Source organism: Stenotrophomonas genospecies 5 (genome assembly GCF_054473825.1).
In genome coordinates, this window is the sequence record NZ_JBTMUW010000001.1 from 2,506,480 (window position 1) to 2,522,624 (window position 16,145).

At 67.4% G+C, this 16,145-nt stretch carries 21 protein-coding genes and 1 other RNA gene; 13 read left to right on the forward strand and 9 right to left on the reverse strand.

Annotated elements, in window-relative coordinates; genetic code table 11:
• Window positions 1-225 precede the first annotated feature (225 nt).
• Together ACX9OW_RS11520 and ACX9OW_RS11525 are read right to left on the reverse strand one after the other, a co-directional pair.
• The gene (locus ACX9OW_RS11520; protein WP_111186809.1) at window positions 226-1,548 is read right to left on the reverse strand and encodes an aminopeptidase P N-terminal domain-containing protein; all 1,323 of its coding nucleotides are present in this window, start codon (window positions 1,546-1,548) and stop codon (window positions 226-228) included.
• A gap of 5 nt (window positions 1,549-1,553) precedes the next feature.
• Window positions 1,554-2,102 (reverse strand): UPF0149 family protein, encoded by a 549-nt coding sequence (locus tag ACX9OW_RS11525; RefSeq protein WP_053519828.1) that lies wholly within the window; start codon window positions 2,100-2,102, stop codon window positions 1,554-1,556.
• A gap of 153 nt (window positions 2,103-2,255) precedes the next feature.
• Here ACX9OW_RS11525 and ACX9OW_RS11530 point away from each other — a divergent pair, with 153 nt between their 5' ends.
• The 8 genes from ACX9OW_RS11530 (at window position 2,256) to ACX9OW_RS11565 (ending at window position 6,326) form a co-directional block, all read left to right on the forward strand.
• The gene (locus ACX9OW_RS11530) at window positions 2,256-2,477 is read left to right on the forward strand and encodes a TIGR02449 family protein (RefSeq protein WP_005410898.1); all 222 of its coding nucleotides are present in this window, start codon (window positions 2,256-2,258) and stop codon (window positions 2,475-2,477) included.
• Window positions 2,474-2,770: a cell division protein ZapA gene (locus ACX9OW_RS11535; protein WP_053519829.1), complete on the forward strand. Its 297-nt coding sequence runs from the start codon at window positions 2,474-2,476 to the stop codon at window positions 2,768-2,770. Before ACX9OW_RS11530 ends, ACX9OW_RS11535 begins: the two co-directional genes overlap by 4 nt.
• Window positions 2,771-2,868: 98 nt before the next feature.
• Window positions 2,869-3,054: non-coding RNA, 6S RNA (ssrS, locus tag ACX9OW_RS11540), on the forward strand.
• A gap of 83 nt (window positions 3,055-3,137) precedes the next feature.
• Complete coding sequence (locus ACX9OW_RS11545; RefSeq protein ID WP_053519830.1) at window positions 3,138-3,731, forward strand: 5-formyltetrahydrofolate cyclo-ligase; 594 nt, start codon at window positions 3,138-3,140, stop codon at window positions 3,729-3,731.
• Window positions 3,728-4,207, forward strand: a complete 480-nt coding sequence (locus ACX9OW_RS11550) for an EVE domain-containing protein (protein WP_459062293.1) — start codon at window positions 3,728-3,730, stop codon at window positions 4,205-4,207. The genes ACX9OW_RS11545 and ACX9OW_RS11550 overlap by 4 nt, the downstream gene beginning before the upstream one ends.
• A gap of 22 nt (window positions 4,208-4,229) precedes the next feature.
• Window positions 4,230-4,877 (forward strand): ribose-5-phosphate isomerase RpiA, encoded by a 648-nt coding sequence (gene rpiA, locus ACX9OW_RS11555; protein WP_065175077.1) that lies wholly within the window; start codon window positions 4,230-4,232, stop codon window positions 4,875-4,877.
• A 23-nt stretch (window positions 4,878-4,900) separates the two neighbouring features.
• On the forward strand, window positions 4,901-5,347 hold the full coding sequence (locus ACX9OW_RS11560) for a DUF192 domain-containing protein (RefSeq protein ID WP_164150879.1): 447 nt from the start codon (window positions 4,901-4,903) through the stop codon (window positions 5,345-5,347).
• A 133-nt stretch (window positions 5,348-5,480) separates the two neighbouring features.
• On the forward strand, window positions 5,481-6,326 hold the full coding sequence (locus ACX9OW_RS11565; RefSeq protein ID WP_053519834.1) for a SirB1 family protein: 846 nt from the start codon (window positions 5,481-5,483) through the stop codon (window positions 6,324-6,326).
• A gap of 39 nt (window positions 6,327-6,365) precedes the next feature.
• On the opposite strand, the gene ACX9OW_RS11570 is transcribed toward ACX9OW_RS11565, so the two are convergent.
• Window positions 6,366-6,590: a rubredoxin gene (locus tag ACX9OW_RS11570; RefSeq protein ID WP_317233187.1), complete on the reverse strand. Its 225-nt coding sequence runs from the start codon at window positions 6,588-6,590 to the stop codon at window positions 6,366-6,368.
• Window positions 6,591-6,624: 34 nt separating this feature from the next.
• Between ACX9OW_RS11570 and thiE the strand changes: the two genes are divergently transcribed.
• Both thiE and hemL read left to right on the forward strand, forming a co-directional pair.
• Window positions 6,625-7,251: a thiamine phosphate synthase gene (gene thiE / locus ACX9OW_RS11575; protein WP_253118316.1), complete on the forward strand. Its 627-nt coding sequence runs from the start codon at window positions 6,625-6,627 to the stop codon at window positions 7,249-7,251.
• Window positions 7,252-7,266: 15 nt separating this feature from the next.
• Window positions 7,267-8,556, forward strand: a complete 1,290-nt coding sequence (hemL, locus tag ACX9OW_RS11580; RefSeq protein WP_459062294.1) for a glutamate-1-semialdehyde 2,1-aminomutase — start codon at window positions 7,267-7,269, stop codon at window positions 8,554-8,556.
• 159 nt (window positions 8,557-8,715) lie between these two features.
• On the opposite strand, the gene azu is transcribed toward hemL, so the two are convergent.
• Complete coding sequence (azu, locus tag ACX9OW_RS11585) at window positions 8,716-9,165, reverse strand: azurin (protein ID WP_050509801.1); 450 nt, start codon at window positions 9,163-9,165, stop codon at window positions 8,716-8,718.
• Window positions 9,166-9,288: 123 nt separating this feature from the next.
• Here azu and ACX9OW_RS11590 point away from each other — a divergent pair, with 123 nt between their 5' ends.
• The gene (locus tag ACX9OW_RS11590) at window positions 9,289-9,891 is read left to right on the forward strand and encodes an HAD-IA family hydrolase (RefSeq protein WP_193396843.1); all 603 of its coding nucleotides are present in this window, start codon (window positions 9,289-9,291) and stop codon (window positions 9,889-9,891) included.
• 110 nt (window positions 9,892-10,001) lie between these two features.
• Here the strand turns inward: ACX9OW_RS11590 and ACX9OW_RS11595 are convergent, their stop codons facing one another.
• Window positions 10,002-11,228: an acetylornithine transaminase gene (locus tag ACX9OW_RS11595; protein WP_193396842.1), complete on the reverse strand. Its 1,227-nt coding sequence runs from the start codon at window positions 11,226-11,228 to the stop codon at window positions 10,002-10,004.
• Between the two features lie 63 nt (window positions 11,229-11,291).
• Here ACX9OW_RS11595 and ACX9OW_RS11600 point away from each other — a divergent pair, with 63 nt between their 5' ends.
• On the forward strand, window positions 11,292-12,164 hold the full coding sequence (locus tag ACX9OW_RS11600) for an ion transporter (protein WP_053519846.1): 873 nt from the start codon (window positions 11,292-11,294) through the stop codon (window positions 12,162-12,164).
• 105 nt (window positions 12,165-12,269) lie between these two features.
• Here ACX9OW_RS11600 and ACX9OW_RS11605 read toward each other — a convergent pair whose 3' ends face one another.
• Window positions 12,270-13,250: a YiiG family protein gene (locus ACX9OW_RS11605; RefSeq protein ID WP_459062295.1), complete on the reverse strand. Its 981-nt coding sequence runs from the start codon at window positions 13,248-13,250 to the stop codon at window positions 12,270-12,272.
• Between the two features lie 76 nt (window positions 13,251-13,326).
• A complete protein-coding gene (locus tag ACX9OW_RS11610; RefSeq protein ID WP_053519841.1) occupies window positions 13,327-14,145 on the reverse strand; it encodes an SDR family oxidoreductase in 819 nt (272 codons plus the stop codon).
• 108 nt (window positions 14,146-14,253) lie between these two features.
• Here ACX9OW_RS11610 and ACX9OW_RS11615 point away from each other — a divergent pair, with 108 nt between their 5' ends.
• Entirely contained in the window at window positions 14,254-14,937 is a 684-nt protein-coding gene (locus tag ACX9OW_RS11615) for a hypothetical protein (protein WP_111186792.1), read from the forward strand.
• Between the two features lie 34 nt (window positions 14,938-14,971).
• On the opposite strand, the gene ACX9OW_RS11620 is transcribed toward ACX9OW_RS11615, so the two are convergent.
• Together ACX9OW_RS11620 and ACX9OW_RS11625 are read right to left on the reverse strand one after the other, a co-directional pair.
• Window positions 14,972-15,460, reverse strand: a complete 489-nt coding sequence (locus ACX9OW_RS11620) for a DUF2867 domain-containing protein (RefSeq protein WP_429000952.1) — start codon at window positions 15,458-15,460, stop codon at window positions 14,972-14,974.
• Between the two features lie 14 nt (window positions 15,461-15,474).
• Complete coding sequence (locus tag ACX9OW_RS11625; protein WP_111186793.1) at window positions 15,475-16,137, reverse strand: serine/threonine-protein kinase; 663 nt, start codon at window positions 16,135-16,137, stop codon at window positions 15,475-15,477.
• Window positions 16,138-16,145 lie beyond the last annotated feature (8 nt).

The following is a 16,145-nucleotide window of genomic DNA, read 5'->3' on the forward strand; positions in this document are numbered from 1 at the left end:
ACCAAGGTCGACACCTACCAACAGCTACCGGACAACTGTCGAAGGCGGGGCACTGTGGGTTTGCGGGGTGTGAGCGGCATGGATGCCGCGACCAGGCCCCCATGGACGGGTTCACGGCGTCCCCGCAAACCCACAGTGCCCCGCCATCCCACGGATAGCCCGCTGTTGCTGTTGCTCCAGCTGTTGCGTCTGCGGGTGCAGGGCTGCAAGCCCTGCCGATAACCCTTACCCCGCCATCACCGCTTCGATCTCGTCCGCACTCCGCGCCAGCCCTTCGGTCAGCACGCGATGGCCATCGTCGGTGATCAGCACATCGTCCTCGGTGCGGATGCCGATGCCACGCCAGCGCGGCTCCACCGTCGTATCGTCCACGCCGATGTACAGGCCCGGCTCGATGGTGAACGCCATACCGGGCTCCAGCAGCCGCGAGTCCCCGGCCAGGCGGTAGTCGCCCACGTCGTGCACATCCAGCCCGATCCAGTGGCCGGTCTTGTGCCGGTAGAAGCGCTGGTACAGGCCTTCGGAAAGATTCTTCTCCAGCGTGCCCTTCAGCAGGCCGAGCCGCAGCAGGCCCTCGGTCAGCGTCTGCACCGCCGCCAGGTGGCCGGCTTCGTAGGGTACGCCGGGCCGGGCCTGGGCCAGCGCCGCCGCCTGGGCCTGGCCGACCAGATCATGCAGCGCGCGCTGCTCGGCGCTGAAGCGCCCGTTCACCGGGAAGGTACGGGTGATGTCGCTGGCGTAGCCACGGTACTCGGCACCCGCATCGATCAGCACCAGCTCGCCGTCGCGCGCACGCCCGTTGTTGTCGCGATAGTGCAGGATGCACCCGTTGCGGCCGGCGCCGACGATGCTGCAGTACGCCGGCACCGCATCGCTGGCACGGAACACGCGCTCCAGTTCGGCCTGCAGTTCGTACTCATGGATGCCCGCCTTCGCCGCCTTCATCGCTGCCAGGTGCGCACGCACGCTGATCTGGGCGGCGTGCTGCATCAGCGCCACCTCCGCGCCGGACTTGAACAGGCGCTGCTCATGCAGCAGGTGGCCCAGCTCCAGGAACTCGTGCGGCGGCTGCGCACCGTGGCGCACCTGGGAGCGGACACGGTTGACCCAGCCGATCAGCTTCAGGTCGAAGTCCGCGTCACGGCCGAAGTGGTAGTAGACGCGCGAGCGTCCCTCCAGCAGGCCCGGAAGGATGTCGTCCAGATCGTCGATCGGATAGGCATCGTCCATGCCGAACTGCGCCACGGCGCCTTCCTGGCCGGCGCGGCTGCCGTCCCAGGCCTCGCGCTCGGCATCGCGTTCGCGGCAGAACAGGATCGCCTCGCCGTGACGACGCCCGGGAATCAGCACCAGCACGGCTTCCGGCTCCGGAAAGCCGCTCAGGTACTGGAAGTCCGAATCCTGCCGGTACGGGTAATGGGTATCCAGGCTGCGCACCTTCTCGGACGCGGCGGGCAGCACCAGAATGGCGTCTTCGCCGGCCATGTCCATCAGCTGCCGGCGACGACGCTTGTACTCGCCGGCCGCGATGCCGGTGCGCTGCTTGATGTCCATCAGTTCAGGCGCTGCCGGTGGCGCGCGGCCAGCACCACATCGCCGTGCAGCAGCAGCACCGCCACGCGGATGAATTCCTCGATCTCCGACAGCGCCTCATCGTCGTCCTCGCCACCCGCCTCGAAATCCTCGCTGGAAGCACGCGCCAGGCTGGCCATGTCGGTCAGCGCCTCTTCGCCCTCTTCGGACAGGGCCGGACGACGGCCGCCACTGCCCAGTCCGAATCCACCCAGGAAGGCGCGGGTCCAGCTGAACATGGCGTCGGCCTGCGCAGCCACGTCCTCGCTGTCGCTCAGCAGCAGCTCGAACGCGAAATCGCGGTCCTCCAGCTGCTTGATGGTGGCCTGCAACAACTGCCCGAGGGCGCTGTCGGCCGCCACCGGCGGCAGGCTGTCGTCGGCCAGCACACGCGCCGGCCAGTCGTTGCCGGGAGCTCCACCGGCGGCCAGCCAGCCGCACAGGCCGCCATGCAGCTCGGCAGCGGTGGCGCCCAGGCCCAGGTCCTGGCTGGCGCGGGAAACGTCGTCGACGGAGGGAAGTTCGGTCATCGTGCGGCTCGTTCGGAGAAGGAAACCCCGAGCGCGCACGCGCGCGCCCGTGAGCCCTGTAGTGTAGCAACCCGATAGCGACCTCCCCGTGGCCATCCGGGCATGCTGCGACAGCGCTTGACCGTCCTGACCCGGCTTGCCTATCGTGCCTGCATGGAACCCGCCGATCCCCTTGCCCAGCTGCAGGACTTCGCCGCCCGCGTGGAAGCGTTGCTTGAACGCAACCAGCGCCTGGCCGAAGAGAACCGCAGCCTGCGCCACCAGCAGGAACAGCTGGTGGCCGAGCGCTCGACGCTGCTGGCCAAGAACGAACAGGCGCGCTCGCGGGTGGAAGCGATGATCAGCCGGCTCAAATCCCTGGAGCAGCACACATGAGCGCCGAACCGGTCAGCGTCCGCATCCTCGACCGCGAGTACACCGTCGGCGTGGGTGCCGATGAACGCGACAGCCTGATGGCGGCCGCGCGCCTGCTCGACGCAAGGATGCGCGAGATCCGTGGCAGCAACCGCATGGCGGCGGTCGACCGCATCGCGGTCCTGGCGGCACTGAATCTGGCCCATGAACTGCAGCTGTTGCGTGACGAGAACGCCCGCCAGGCCGTGGCCCTGCAGCAGACGCTGGCCGACCTGAACCGGCGGCTGGACCGCGCCATCGACGGCAATCCCTGACAGATCGCGCGACACGCGTCTTCTCATTTCTGAATTGGCACGGACTGTTGCCGACGAACGGCCTATCCAGATCAGGACCGGCCGCTATAATGGCCCTGCGTTCTCTGCGGTACTCGACGGCATGTGCAAACATTCGCCTTGTCCCTTAAGAACGACACCGGGAGCGCGACAGCGCCGGGAGTGCAGGTCCGCCTTGTAGCGGGAAGCCCGATGGTTCTCCAGCGTTCCCACTTGAGCCCCCGGGTTCAAGGTCGTTTCGCATGCATCGACATTGCGGAGAATGCAATATTCCAGCAAGGGCGGCGTCTTCGGGCGTCGCCCTTGTTCTTTCCGGCACAATGACGGCTGTTCCTTGCCGCACGCTGCCATGACCGACCCGCGCCAGGCCCTGCGCCACGACCTGCGGCAACGCCGCCGCGACCTTTCCGCCAGCGAGCGCATCGCCGCCGCCGATGCCCTTGCCGATGGGCTGCTGGCGTTGCCGTTTGCGCCGCTTCACGGCCACGTTGCCGGCTATTGGGCGCTGGACGGTGAGATCGCGCTGCATCGCTGGCAGCTGCAGCTGCCCGATGGACTCACCTACTGCCTGCCGGTGCTGGCCGGCGACACGCTGCGCTTCGCGCCCTGGCGGCCCGGTCAGCCCCTGACCGGCAACCGCTACGGCATTCCGGAACCGGACGTGGCCGTGGAAGACACGCTGGAACCGGCGCAGATGGCGCTGGTAGTAACCCCGCTGGTGGGTTTCGACACACAGTGCCGGCGGCTGGGCATGGGGGGCGGCTGGTATGATCGCAGCTTCGCCTTCCGCCACGACCGGCCGGCGCCGCCCTGGCTGGTCGGTGCTGCCTTCGCGGTGCAGCAGGTCGAATCCTTGCCGGTGGCGTCGTGGGACGTGCCGGTGGATGCGATCTGCACCGAAGCCGGCACCCTGTTCCCCTCCGCTGCCCCCGTGAACGCATGACCGCCCGCAAGCGCTATTGGCTGATGAAGTCCGAGCCGGACGCCTTCTCCATCGATGACCTGGCCCGGGTCAAGGTCGAGCCGTGGAACGGGGTACGCAACTACCAGGCGCGCAACTTCATGCGCGATGGCATGCAGGTCGGCGACGGCATCCTGTTCTACCACTCCAATACCAAGGTCCCCGGCATCGTCGGCCTGGCCACGGTCGCCAGCCCGGCCTACCCGGACGATACCCAGTTCGACCCCCGATCCGACTACCACGACCTGAAAAGCACGCGCGAGAACCCGCGCTGGATGCTTGTGGACGTGGCCTTCGACCGCAAGCTCAGGCAGGTGATCGCGCTGGACGAGATCAAGCTGCACGCTGAAGCGCTGGGCGAGGGCTTCCCGCTGGTTGCCAAGGGCAACCGCCTGTCGGTGTTCCCGGTGACCGCCGCGCAGTGGAAGCTGCTGCTGTCGCTGGAAAAGAAATCCTGATTCCCTGCTGAGAGTTCCTCCCATGTCCGAAGCCAAGCGCCTGGCCGCCGAGAAAGCCATCGAGTACGTCGAAGACGGCATGATCGTCGGTGTCGGCACCGGTTCCACCGTCGCCTATTTCATCGATGCGCTGGCGCGCATCCAGCATCGCATCAAGGGTGCGGTGTCCAGCTCGGAACAGAGCACCGCGCGCCTGAAGCAGCACGGGATCGAGGTGATCGAGCTGAACCACACCGGCAACCTGTCGCTGTACGTCGACGGCGCCGACGAGTGCGATCCCGGCAAGTGCCTGATCAAGGGCGGTGGCGCTGCACTGACCCGCGAGAAGATCATTGCCGAGGCCAGCGAGCGCTTCGTCTGCATCGTCGACCCGAGCAAGCAGGTCCCGGTGCTGGGCAGGTTCCCGCTGCCGGTGGAAGTGATTCCGATGGCACGCAGCCTGGTGGCCCGGCAGATCCGCGACATGACCGGGGGCCAGCCGACCTGGCGCGAGGGCGTGGTCACCGACAACGGCAACCAGATCCTGGACATCCACAACCTGCAGATCACCGATCCGGAAAAGCTCGAGCGCGAACTCAACCAGCTGCCCGGCGTGGTCTGCGTCGGCCTGTTTGCCCGTCGCCGTGCCGACGTGGTGATCATCGGCGGCGAACCGCCGGTCGTGCTCTGACCCTCACGCGAAGGATCCTGACGATGTCGCTGCTGCGTTCGCTGCTGATGCTTCCCTTGCTCGCCCTGGCCGGCTGTGCCACCGATGCGGCCCGTCACTGGGTCGAACTGGACGGCGCCCGCTACCACGTGGAGCTGGCAACCAATGATGAGGCCCGCGCACGCGGGCTGATGTTCCGCGACCAGATGCCCGTTGACCACGGCATGCTGTTCATCCATGACCGCGAGGAAATGCAGGCGTACTGGATGAAGAACACCAAGATCGCGCTGGACATCCTGTACTTCGACAGCCAGCGCCGGCTGGTGAGCCAGCAGCGCGACGTGCCGCCCTGCTCGGCCGGCGACATGTGCCCGCCCTATCCCAGCGGCGGCCCGGCCCGGTACGTGCTGGAACTCAACGCCGGCCAGGCCGAGAAGCTCAAGCTGAAGGACGGTACCGAACTGACCTTCGGCCCGGGCATCGAGAAGTAGGCCCACGCGGCCCGGCGGCCGGCCGGCACCCCGGTCGGGGTCGGATCCCTTTCGCACGCGGACGGGATCTGACCCCTGGATTTTTCACGCCACACCGCTTGAATCCGTCTGCGATTGCCGCCAGTCTGTGACCATGCCGGACCGGATCACACTCCCCGACTGGGATGCACTGGCCGACCTCGAAGACGAGGCGCTGCCGTTGTTGCCGACCGCGCTGCTGATCGCGCGCGATGAATATCCGGATCTGCAGCCGTCCACCTACGACGCGCTGATCCAGAGCCATGTCGACCACCTTCGCGCCGAAGTGGACAGCATCGAGCGCAGTCCGCTGAAAATGGCCGCGATCAATCGCCACCTGTTCGACGAACTGGGCTACAGCGGCGACCACGACGAGTATTACGATCCGCGCAACAGCTATCTCAACCAGGTATTCGAGCGCAGGCTCGGCAATCCGATCTCGCTGGCGCTGGTACAGATGGAGGTCGCGCGGCGGCTGGGCATTCCGCTGGACGGCGTGTCCTTCCCCGGCCACTTCCTGGTGCGCCTGCCGGTGGATGACGGTGTCCTGGTGATGGACCCGTTCAACGGCGGTCGGCCGCTGGATGTGGACGAACTGCGGGAGCGCGCAAAGTCACATCTGGGCGGGCAGATGCCCGACGACCAGGTGCTGGCGCAGATTCTCGATCCGGCACCGTCCCGCGCGATCCTGATGCGGATGCTGCGCAACCTGCACGGCGTGTATGCCGAGGCCGGTGAATGGGACCGTGCCGCGCGCAGTGCCGACCGCCTGCTGAAGCTGGCGCCGGAGCAGGACGACGCCCTGCGCGACCGGGGCCTGGCCTACCTGCAGCTGGAGTACCTGACGGGAGCCCGGCACGATCTGGGGCAGTACCTCAAGCGCAATCCCGAGGCCAGCGACGCGCAGTGGCTGCGCGAGAAGCTGATCGATCTGGGCGGGCCGATGCCACGGCTGCATTGAGGCGGTCGGTGCGCGGACCTGCGGCCCGCCCCACGTCCGTCAATCGACCTCGACCATCTCGAAATCGGCCTTGGTAACGCCGCAGTCCGGGCAGGTCCAGGTGTCCGGAATGTCTTCCCAGCGCGTGCCCGGCGCAATGCCCTCTTCCGGCAGGCCGTCGGCCTCGTGGTAAAGGAAGCCGCAGACCACGCACATCCAGGTACGCAGGGTGGTGGGGGTGGCGTCGCTCATCGGATAATCGGGCTTGAATTCACGGGCCGCCATTGTCCCATCGCGGTCCACTCACCGGTAGCCATCGATGACCTCTGCTTCCCCGGCGCCCCGTGGCGTCTACCTCATCACCCCGGATGAGCCCGACACCGCACGCCTGCTGGCCCGCACCGCGCCCTTGCTGGCCGCCGGCGCCACCTGGCTGCAATACCGCAACAAGACCGCCAGCGACGCGCTGCGGCTGGAACAGGCCACCGCACTGCAGGCGCTGTGCGCAGAGCACGGCGTGCCGCTGATCGTCAATGATGACCCGGTACTGGCCCGGGCCGTGGGCGCAGCCGGCGTGCATCTGGGCGGTACCGACGGCGACATCGCCAGCGCGCGCGCCCTGCTCGGTGCCGACGCCATCATCGGCGCCTCCTGCTACGACCAGCTGGCCAACGCCGAGGCCGCCGCAGCCGCTGGCGCCAGCTATGTGGCCTTCGGCGCCTTCTTTCCGACCACCACCAAGATCACCACCAGCCGTGCCCACATCGATCTGCTGCGGCAGAGCGCCGCACTGGGCGTACCGCGGGTGGCGATCGGCGGCCTGACGCCGGACAATGTCGGTCCCCTCATCGAGGCCGGCGCCGACCTGGTGGCCGTGGTCAGCGGCATCTACGCCGCACCGGACCCGGTCGCCACCCAGCGCGCCTACCTCGCCCAGTTCCGGTAACACCCAGGAAACCCGATGAACCACGACCAGTCCCACGCCCTGTTCTCCCGTGCCCAGCACTTGCTGCCGGGCGGCGTCAATTCGCCGGTCCGCGCATTCAAGTCGGTCGGCGGCGAGCCCTTCTTCGTCGAGCGCGCCGATGGCGCCTACCTGTACGACGTGGACGGCAACCGCTACATCGACTATGTCGGTTCCTGGGGTCCGATGATCGTCGGCCACAATCATCCGGCCGTACGCCAGGCGGTGAAGAAGTCCGTCGAACAGGGCCTCTCGTTCGGTGCACCGTGCGCCGCCGAAGTGACCATGGCCGAGACCATCACCCGCCTGGTGCCGTCCTGCGAGATGGTGCGGATGGTCAACTCCGGCACCGAAGCGACCCTGTCGGCGATCCGCCTGGCGCGCGGTGCCACCGGTCGCAACCGCATCGTCAAGTTCGAAGGGTGTTACCACGGCCATGGCGACTCGTTCCTGGTGAAGGCCGGCAGCGGCATGCTGACCCTCGGTGTGCCCACCTCGCCGGGCGTTCCGGCAGGCCTGAGCGAACTCACCCTGACCCTGCCCTACAACGATTTCGAAGCCGCCACCGCGCTGTTCGAGGCACAGGGCAGCGAGATCGCCGGCCTGATCATCGAACCGGTGGTGGGCAACGCCAACTGCATCCCGCCGCGCGACGGCTACCTGCAGCACCTGCGCGAGCTGTGCACGCAACACGGCGCACTGCTGATCTTCGATGAAGTGATGACCGGCTTCCGCGTGGCGCTCGGCGGCGCGCAGGCGCATTACCGGATCACGCCGGACCTGACCACCTTCGGCAAGATCATCGGCGGCGGCATGCCGGTGGGCGCCTATGGCGGTCGCCGCGACCTGATGCAGCAGATCGCCCCCGCCGGCCCGATCTACCAGGCCGGCACGCTCAGCGGCAATCCGGTGGCGATGGCGGCCGGCCTGGCAATGCTGGAACTGGTCCAGCAACCCGGCTTCCACGCCGACCTGGCCGAGCGCACCGCACGCCTGTGCGAGGGCCTGGAAGCTGCGGCCGCAGACGCCGGAGTGGCCGTGACCACGACCCGGGTCGGGGCGATGTTCGGGCTGTTCTTCACCAGCGGGAAGGTGGAGACCTATGCGCAGGCCACCGCCTGTGACATTCCGGCGTTCAACCGCTTCTTCCACGCCATGCTGGACCAGGGCGTGTTCCTGGCGCCGTCGGCGTACGAGGCCGGCTTCCTGTCCAGTGCGCACGACGATGCGGTGATCGAAGCGACGCTGGCCGCTGCACGCGTGGCGTTCAAGGCCGCCAAGGACTGAGCCCTGCCCATGGCGGGTGCCAACCTTGGTTGGCACTGCCTTGCACCGTATCCACGCCTGGCGTGGATCTACTGCAACGTGTAGAGCCGAGCCATGCCCGGCTCATCGTACGCAGCGCGGAAAAGAGCAGTCGAGCATGGTGCGACGCTGCAAACGGCATCAACCAAAGACGAACGTTCCCTTCATCATCGCGAAGTGGCCGGGGAACGAGCAGAAGAAGGTGTAGTCACCGCCCTTCTGCAGGCCCTGGGTAGAGAAGCGCACGCGCGTGGTCTCGCCGCCGCCGATCACCTTGGTGTGCGCCAACACGCGCTTGTCGGCCTTCGGCAGGTAGCTGTCGGCCAGGGTCATGCGCATGCCCGCCATCGCCACCGGCTGGTAATCGGCACTGCGGGTCAGCACCCAGTTGTGGCCCATGGCAGTGGCGGCCAACTTGCCGGTGTGGCGCAGGGTCAGATCCACGGCGGTGCAGTCGGCGGCGACCTTGATCTCGCGGCTGCTGAAGCTCATCTGGTCGGTGCTGTCGATGCTCACCGCACACACACGCGCCATCGCCGACGGCGCCAGCATCAGCGCGCCCAGTCCCACTGCCACCATCCAAGCCTTCATCGTTGCCTCTCCTGCGGATTCAAGCGCCATTCTAGGCAGCCCCCTGTGGCCGCGTCTGCGACCGTCTGTCGCATGCCCACTCCAGGGTTTCCCGCACACTTGCCGCAATGGCATGCTCGGCCGATGCGGATCGACCTGTTGCTGCTGGATGTAGACGGCGTGCTGGTGCATTACCAGCGCGCGCAACGCGTGCTGCATCTGGCGAAGGCGCTGGGGGTTCCGACGCAGGCCGTGCAGGCCGCGTTGTACGACAGCGGGCTGGAAGCCGCGCATGACAATGGCTCGCTGGGCGGCCCTGCCTATCTGGCGCGATTGGGAGAGCTTCTGCACAGGACCATCGACGTGGACACCTGGACCGCAGCGCGGCAAGCCGCGAGCCATCCGCAGCGCGCAGTCCTGCAACGGCTGCAGGCCCTGCAGCTGCCGATGGCGGTGCTGACCAACAATGGCGCGCTGATGAAACAGGCGTTGCCTTCCCTGCTGCCGGAGCTGTTCCCTGCCCTGCTGGGTCGCGTGTTCTGCAGCGCCGATTTCGGCCTGCGCAAACCGGCGCCGGAGGTGTTCCTGCGCACGCTGGAGATGCTTGATGCAGCGCCTGCGCACACGCTGTTCGTCGATGACCTGTTCGCCAACGTGCGCGGCGCACGCGCCGCTGGGCTGCACGCGGAAACGGTGCACGATGGCCGTGGGCTGGGCAAGGTGTTGAAGCGCTACCGGATCACGTGACCGCTGTATAGCCGAGCCCATGCTCGGCTGCCGTTGCCTGACGTGGAGATGAGCCGAGCATGGGCTCGGCTCTACAGCGATTCCGCGGCAACGGGGTCAGCGCCAAGGCTTCAGCGTGCGGCGACGAACGCCGCAACAGCGGCACGCAGGCGCTTCAGGCCCTCGGCCACTTCCTCGTCGGTGATGTTCAACGACGGCACGAAGCGCAGCACGTCCGGACCGGCCTGCAGGGTCAGCAGGCCGTGTTCGGCCGCGTGATCGAGGATGGCACCGGCCTGCCCGGCGAAGTCCTTGGCCAGGACCGCGCCCAGCATCAGGCCGCGACCGCGTACGCCACTGAACACGCCGAATTCCTCGCTGATGCGGGCGAAACCATCGCGCAGCGCCTTCGACTGGCGGCTGACATTGGCGGCGATCTCAGGCGAGGACAGTTTGCGCAGCGCTACGCGGGCGACGGCAGCAGCCAGCGGATTGCCACCGAAGGTGGTGCCGTGCGCACCGAACTGCATGGTCTCGGCGACCTTCGGGCCGGCCAGCATCGCGCCGATCGGGAAGCCGCCTCCCAGCGCCTTGGCCAGGGTGACCATGTCCGGCACCACGTCATCCTGCCAGTGCGCGAACAGCGTGCCGGTACGGCCCATGCCCGCCTGGATCTCATCCAGCACCAGCAGCGCGCCGTGCTGGTCGCACAGCTCGCGCACGCGCTTGAGGAAACCGGACTTGGCCGGCATCACGCCACCCTCGCCCTGCACCGGCTCCAGCATCACCGCCGCCACGTCGCCCGCGGCCATCGCCGTTTCCAGCTGCACTTCGTCGTTGAAGTCGATGTAGCGGAAGCCACCGGGCAGCGGCTCATAGCCTTCCTGGTACTTCGGCTGGGCGGTGGCGGTCACCGCGCCCAGGGTGCGGCCGTGGAAGCTGCCGCGGAACGTGATGATCACCCGCTTGTCAGCCGGCCGCCCCTGGCTGGAGGCCCACTTGCGCACCATCTTGATCGCCACTTCATTGGCTTCGGCGCCGGAATTGCACAGGAACACGCGCTCGGCGAAGCGGCTGGCCTTCACCAGCTCTTCCGCCAGGTGCAGCGGCGGTGCGCTGTAGAACACATTGCTGGTGTGCCAGAGCTTGCCGGCCTGCTCGACCAGTGCCGCCACCAGATCCGGGTCGTTGTGGCCCAGGCCGCACACGGCGATACCGGCCGCCAGATCGATGAACTCACGGCCCTGGCTGTCCCACACGCGGGCGCCCTGGCCACGCTCCAGCACCACCTGGCGAGGCTTGTAGACCGGCAGGTAGTAGTGCGAAAGGGAGATCAGCGGGTCGGTCGCGGCGGTCATGGCAGTCGGCAGGATTCAGGAATGCCCATTCTCGCGCCGGAACCCCTGCGGCACAATGCGCCCATGCGACCGTTCTCCGCCCCCCAGCTGAACCCCGCCACCGAAACCGGCTGGCGCCGCCAGTGGTTCGACATCATCTACCGGCACGATACCCGGCCCTCGCGCAATTTCGACCTGCTGCTGGTGGTGACCATCATCGCCAGCATCCTGGTGGTGATGATCGACAGCGTGCAGCACCTGCACGCCGAGTGGTCCACCAGCCTGTACGTGCTCGAGTGGGGCTTCACCCTCATCTTCACCGCCGAGTACCTGCTGCGGCTGGCGGTGGTCAAGCGCCCGCTGCGCTATGCCGTGAGCGTGTGGGGCATCATCGACCTGCTGTCGATCCTGCCCGCGTACCTGTCGATGTTCATCCCCGGCGCGCAGAGCCTGCTGGTGGTGCGCGCACTGCGCATCCTGCGCGTGTTCCGCATCCTCAAGCTGACCCGCTACATCGAGGAAAGCGGCGTGCTGATGCAGTCGCTGTGGCGCAGCCGGCGGAAGATCCTGGTGTTCCTGTTCACGGTGATCACCATCACCATCATCGCCGGCGCGCTGATGTACGTGATCGAAGGACCGGAGAACGGCTTCAGCAACATTCCTGCCAGCATGTACTGGGCGGTGGTGACCATGGCCACGGTCGGCTTCGGCGACATCGTGCCGCAGACCGTGCTCGGCCGCTTCGTCACGTCCGTGCTGATCCTGATCGGCTACAGCATCATTGCCGTGCCCACCGGCATCTACACCGCTGAACTGGCCAGCACCATGCGCGAGGCCGAGCTGGCGGCACGCCGCGATGCCCGGGGTTGCCCGCACTGCGGGCTGGAAGGCCACGAACCGGATGCACGCCACTGCCGGGCCTGCGGCAACGCGCTGCCGGAAGCCTTCAACCGCTGACCCGTACCTGCGCGGGGCGGTGAGCAGCCTGCCGCCGCTCCCGCCTCAGCGCATCGGATTGCTGGCACTGACCAGTGCGTCGGCACACTGGACTGTCACCCGGATCTACTGCCGGTTGCTCTGGAACACCAGCGCGTTGTAGACATGCAGCAGTCGCCCGGCCGAACCCCGCGGGGCCATCGACGGCGAATCCAGCATGCGCCGCTCGAAGTCGTTGTACGGGGTCTTGCTGCTGACCCGCTGCAGGCGCTCCTTGCCCTCGCGACGGAAGTTCTCGGCTTCGCGCTCGAAGCTGTTCCAGTCCAGCTTGCCCGGCTCCTGATCGGCCACCTTGGCATGTGCTTCGTCGGAAATGCGATTGAAGGCCTGCAGCCGTTCATCGGCCTGCGCCGGATCGAAATCGTCGTCGCCCATCAGGTCCATGATCGCTTTCGCTTCCAGCATCATCGCCAGCCGGTAGTACTCGCGGGTGCGGCCCTCGGCGTGTTCCAGCGCCTTGAGGTGCTCGCGCTGGGCAGCATCGTTCTGGCGTTCCAGTTCAGTGTTGAACGTTTCGCTGGCGCCGGCGAAGGCCTTGAACGCCGCCATCAGCGGCGCGTGCAGCTGCTTGCCCTTGGCGAACTGGTCGTCCTCGTAATCCTGGCGCTCGTAGTAGTCGTGTGCCTCATGGCTGACCGGCACCAGTGCCTTCAGCGCCTGCAGGTAGCGGCCAGCCGCCGCATCGAGTTCCGGCAGCGCGGGCTGGGCCGCGATCGCCTCGGTGATCGGTGCGTCGCACTGCTTCATGTCGTAGTCGTCGATCTCGCTTGGTCCGTACACACGGGTCTCGCGTCCGCTCGGACCGGCCTCCAGATCCTTGATCCAGCCCGTGTAGGCGCGGGCGCTGCCATGCACCTCGGAATCGACCGCGTTGAAGCAGCCGATATAGGCGTTGAGCTTGGCGGTCAGCTGCTGCTGGGCATCCTGCGTAGGCGCGGCATCGGCCTTGTCGGACGTGCCGGACGAGGCGGGCGGCTTGCCACCACAGGCGACCAGGGCAAGCGACAACGACGCAGCGAGCAGCGCTGCAGTGGTACGACGGAGCATCTACGCACATCCTTGTTGAAAACGATTACAGCCGCGAATTCTATCGCAGTTGGCCGATCATGACACTCGCATCGGATCAGTCGAGGAACAGATCCGGCAGCAGCGGCCGCGACGGATCCACCGCGTAGCCGGACAGGTCGGTGATGCCGGCCTGTGCCAGCACCTCGTCATCGATCAGGAACTGGCCGTGGAAACCCGCGGCTTCGCGTACCAGCACTGCATGCGCGGCATCGGCCATGATCTGCGGCGTGCGGCATCCCGCCGCGTCAACGCCGGGGATCATGTTGATTGCGTCGGTGGCGATCACCGTGCGCGGCCACAGCGCATTGACCGCCACGCCCTGCGGCCCGAACTCGGCGGCAAGACCGAGGGTGACGAAGCTCATGCCCATCTTCGCCAGCGTGTAGCCGGTATGCGCACCCCACCACTTCGGTTCCAGGCTCGGCGGCGGCGCCAGGGTGAGGATGTGTGGATTCGGGGCCTGCCGCAGGTACGGCAGGCAGGCCTGTGCGCACAGGAAACTGCCACGCGCATTGACCTGCTGCATCAGGTCGAAGCGCTTCATCGGTGTCTCCAGCGTGCCGCGCAACCAGATCGCGCTGGCATTGTTGACCAGGATGTCGATGCCACCGAAGGTATCGACCGTAGCGGCGACGGCCGCCTGCACCTGCTCTTCCTCGCGGATGTCGCATTTCAACGCCAGGCCCTGGCCGCCGGCCGCATTCACCGCATCGGCAGCGCTGTGGATGGTGCCCGGCAACTTCGGGTTCGGCACCGACGACTTGGCCGCGATGGCCACGTTGGCACCATCGCGCGCGGCACGCAGCGCGATCGCCAGGCCGATGCCACGCGAGGCACCGGTGATGAAAAGGGTCTTGCCCTGCAGACTGCCCACGTTCCAGACTCCAGCGTATGCAATGAGCGGCTAGTATGCCGCGCCGACGCGGAGTTCACCCGGTCTTGACGATACTCGGGCCTCCAGTCAACGCACGAGGTCCACGCCATGCGCCGTTCCCGTCTGCTGCTGCCTGCCCTCGCACTCGCCCTGATGACCGCCTGCCAGGGCAGCTCGCCCGAGCCCGGCAAGGAACCTGTCGCCACGGACACCCCCAGCGCGGAGAAGGCAGCGACCGATGGCCGGATGCGCTGGAGCGAGGCGGTGGTGTGGGACGGCGATCTCAACGCCTGCCGTCAGGGAGGCGATGCGGCGACGCGCGACTGCCTGCGCGATGCGATGCGCAGCGGCGGCGCCAGCTCGGATGCAATCACGGCCGCCGAGCAGCTTTCCACCGGCGGCGAACTGGCCTATGTCAGCGCGTGGCATGAGCATGACGGACTGGGCGTGGCCACGGTTGAATATCCCTTCCGCGCCAACACCAACCAAGGCACGCGTCTGGTGGATGCAGGCGGCAAGCGCATCGATGTCGATGCGGTGCAGCTGGACGATGCGCTGCGCGCCGACCCGACTGTGCAGGCAGTGCTGAAGGCCAACCCGCAGGCGACGCCGTTCGCACCGGCGCAGGCCGCAGGCACCGCACCACTGGAAGGCGGCGGCATCCGCCTGCTGTACCGCACGCCGCTGCGCGACTGCCATGCCTGCCCGGATGTGGGGCAGCTGCAGATCGGCTATGACTTCGATGCCAAGCGGAACTTCATTGGCCAGCAGCTGGTGCCGGCAACGCCCTAGCGCTCCGGTGGCGCCGGGTGCCGCCGGGCCCGGCCTACCCGTACGCGCGTACCTGCCTGCGCAGCAGATGCGGCACGATCAGCCGGTGCATCGGGTCCACCGGCAGCATGTACAGGCGCCCGAACGCGTTGTGCGTATGCACCACCGTCGCCACTTCCAGCGTGTCACCCTGCCACTGCAGCGCCAGCTGCACGTGCAGGTGCCGGTCGTCATCCTCCAGCACGATGGCATCATCGTGCAGCGACTGCAGGGTGAAAATGCCGAGCCGCTGCCCGGGACTCGGATGCTGCGCAGCCTGCACCGCACGCAGCGAACCCAGATCCTTCATCCCGAGCAGGCGCATGCCCTGGTTGCGCAGCGCCATCAGCCCGTCAAACCACGCAGGGACCGTCGCTGCCATGTCGCGATAGGCCTGCAGCGCACTGCGCCCCTGTCGATGGGTGTCGACGCGGCAGGCATGCACGAAATCCGCACCCGCCAGCTGCGGATGCAGGACGCTGGCCGCGCTCGGCAGCGTGGTCACTACGTGCCACCGTCTCACGGCTTCGGCCCCTGCCCTTCGTTGTCTTCCCAGTGCAGGATGCGCCGTGTGACGAAGCGGTAGACCGGCTTGCCGGTGGCGAACCACAGTTCGCGTACCCACGACGTGCGCTTGAGCACGCGCTTCTCCACCGGCGTCAATGACTCGCGGCAGTACATGCGTTTGTGCTTGAGCAGATGGCGCAGATCCTCGCGGGCCAGCAGGCGCATCCAGCGCGAGCGCGGATTGCCGATCACCGCCAGCTGGAAGTCGATCAGCGCCGGACGACCATCGTCGGTGACCAGCCAGTTGGCCTCCTTGGCCAGGTCGTTGTGGGCGACGCCGCGCCGGTGCAGCTGCTGCAGCAGGCGCCGCGCGGCGCGGAACCAGGCGAGGTCGCCGCGCGGCGGGCGCTGGTACATGGCATCGCCGGCCATGAAACTGCGATCCAGGTGGCGGCCATCCCAATCGATCAGCTGCGGGACATCGGCCATGCCGTGGATATGGCGCAGCGCGCGTGCTTCGCGCCGCGCCAGCCACCACGCCGGCAGGCGCAGCCACAGCGGCGTCGCCCCCAGATCGCGGCGCACGAACGGCCCGTCGGGGCCCTCCATACGAAGGATGCGGCCGAAGCTGTCGGCCTTCAATGCATGTGGTGGGACGTCTGGCGAATGCGGCATGGCGCCAT

Excerpts from the sequence above, each read along its gene's own strand:
- ACX9OW_RS11525 (WP_053519828.1), bottom strand. The coding sequence starts at position 2,102 with ATGACCGAACTTCCCTCCGTCGACGACGTTTCCCGCGCCAGCCAGGAC.
- ACX9OW_RS11530 (WP_005410898.1), top strand. The coding sequence starts at position 2,256 with ATGGAACCCGCCGATCCCCTTGCCCAGCTGCAGGACTTCGCCGCCCGC.
- ACX9OW_RS11535 (WP_053519829.1), top strand. The coding sequence starts at position 2,474 with ATGAGCGCCGAACCGGTCAGCGTCCGCATCCTCGACCGCGAGTACACC.
- ACX9OW_RS11545 (WP_053519830.1), top strand. The coding sequence starts at position 3,138 with ATGACCGACCCGCGCCAGGCCCTGCGCCACGACCTGCGGCAACGCCGC.
- ACX9OW_RS11550 (WP_459062293.1), top strand. The coding sequence starts at position 3,728 with ATGACCGCCCGCAAGCGCTATTGGCTGATGAAGTCCGAGCCGGACGCC.
- rpiA (WP_065175077.1), top strand. The coding sequence starts at position 4,230 with ATGTCCGAAGCCAAGCGCCTGGCCGCCGAGAAAGCCATCGAGTACGTC.
- ACX9OW_RS11560 (WP_164150879.1), top strand. The coding sequence starts at position 4,901 with ATGTCGCTGCTGCGTTCGCTGCTGATGCTTCCCTTGCTCGCCCTGGCC.
- ACX9OW_RS11565 (WP_053519834.1), top strand. The coding sequence starts at position 5,481 with ATGCCGGACCGGATCACACTCCCCGACTGGGATGCACTGGCCGACCTC.
- ACX9OW_RS11570 (WP_317233187.1), bottom strand. The coding sequence starts at position 6,590 with ATGGCGGCCCGTGAATTCAAGCCCGATTATCCGATGAGCGACGCCACC.
- thiE (WP_253118316.1), top strand. The coding sequence starts at position 6,625 with ATGACCTCTGCTTCCCCGGCGCCCCGTGGCGTCTACCTCATCACCCCG.
- hemL (WP_459062294.1), top strand. The coding sequence starts at position 7,267 with ATGAACCACGACCAGTCCCACGCCCTGTTCTCCCGTGCCCAGCACTTG.
- azu (WP_050509801.1), bottom strand. The coding sequence starts at position 9,165 with ATGAAGGCTTGGATGGTGGCAGTGGGACTGGGCGCGCTGATGCTGGCG.
- ACX9OW_RS11590 (WP_193396843.1), top strand. The coding sequence starts at position 9,289 with ATGCGGATCGACCTGTTGCTGCTGGATGTAGACGGCGTGCTGGTGCAT.
- ACX9OW_RS11595 (WP_193396842.1), bottom strand. The coding sequence starts at position 11,228 with ATGACCGCCGCGACCGACCCGCTGATCTCCCTTTCGCACTACTACCTG.
- ACX9OW_RS11600 (WP_053519846.1), top strand. The coding sequence starts at position 11,292 with ATGCGACCGTTCTCCGCCCCCCAGCTGAACCCCGCCACCGAAACCGGC.
- ACX9OW_RS11605 (WP_459062295.1), bottom strand. The coding sequence starts at position 13,250 with ATGCTCCGTCGTACCACTGCAGCGCTGCTCGCTGCGTCGTTGTCGCTT.
- ACX9OW_RS11615 (WP_111186792.1), top strand. The coding sequence starts at position 14,254 with ATGCGCCGTTCCCGTCTGCTGCTGCCTGCCCTCGCACTCGCCCTGATG.
- ACX9OW_RS11625 (WP_111186793.1), bottom strand. The coding sequence starts at position 16,137 with ATGCCGCATTCGCCAGACGTCCCACCACATGCATTGAAGGCCGACAGC.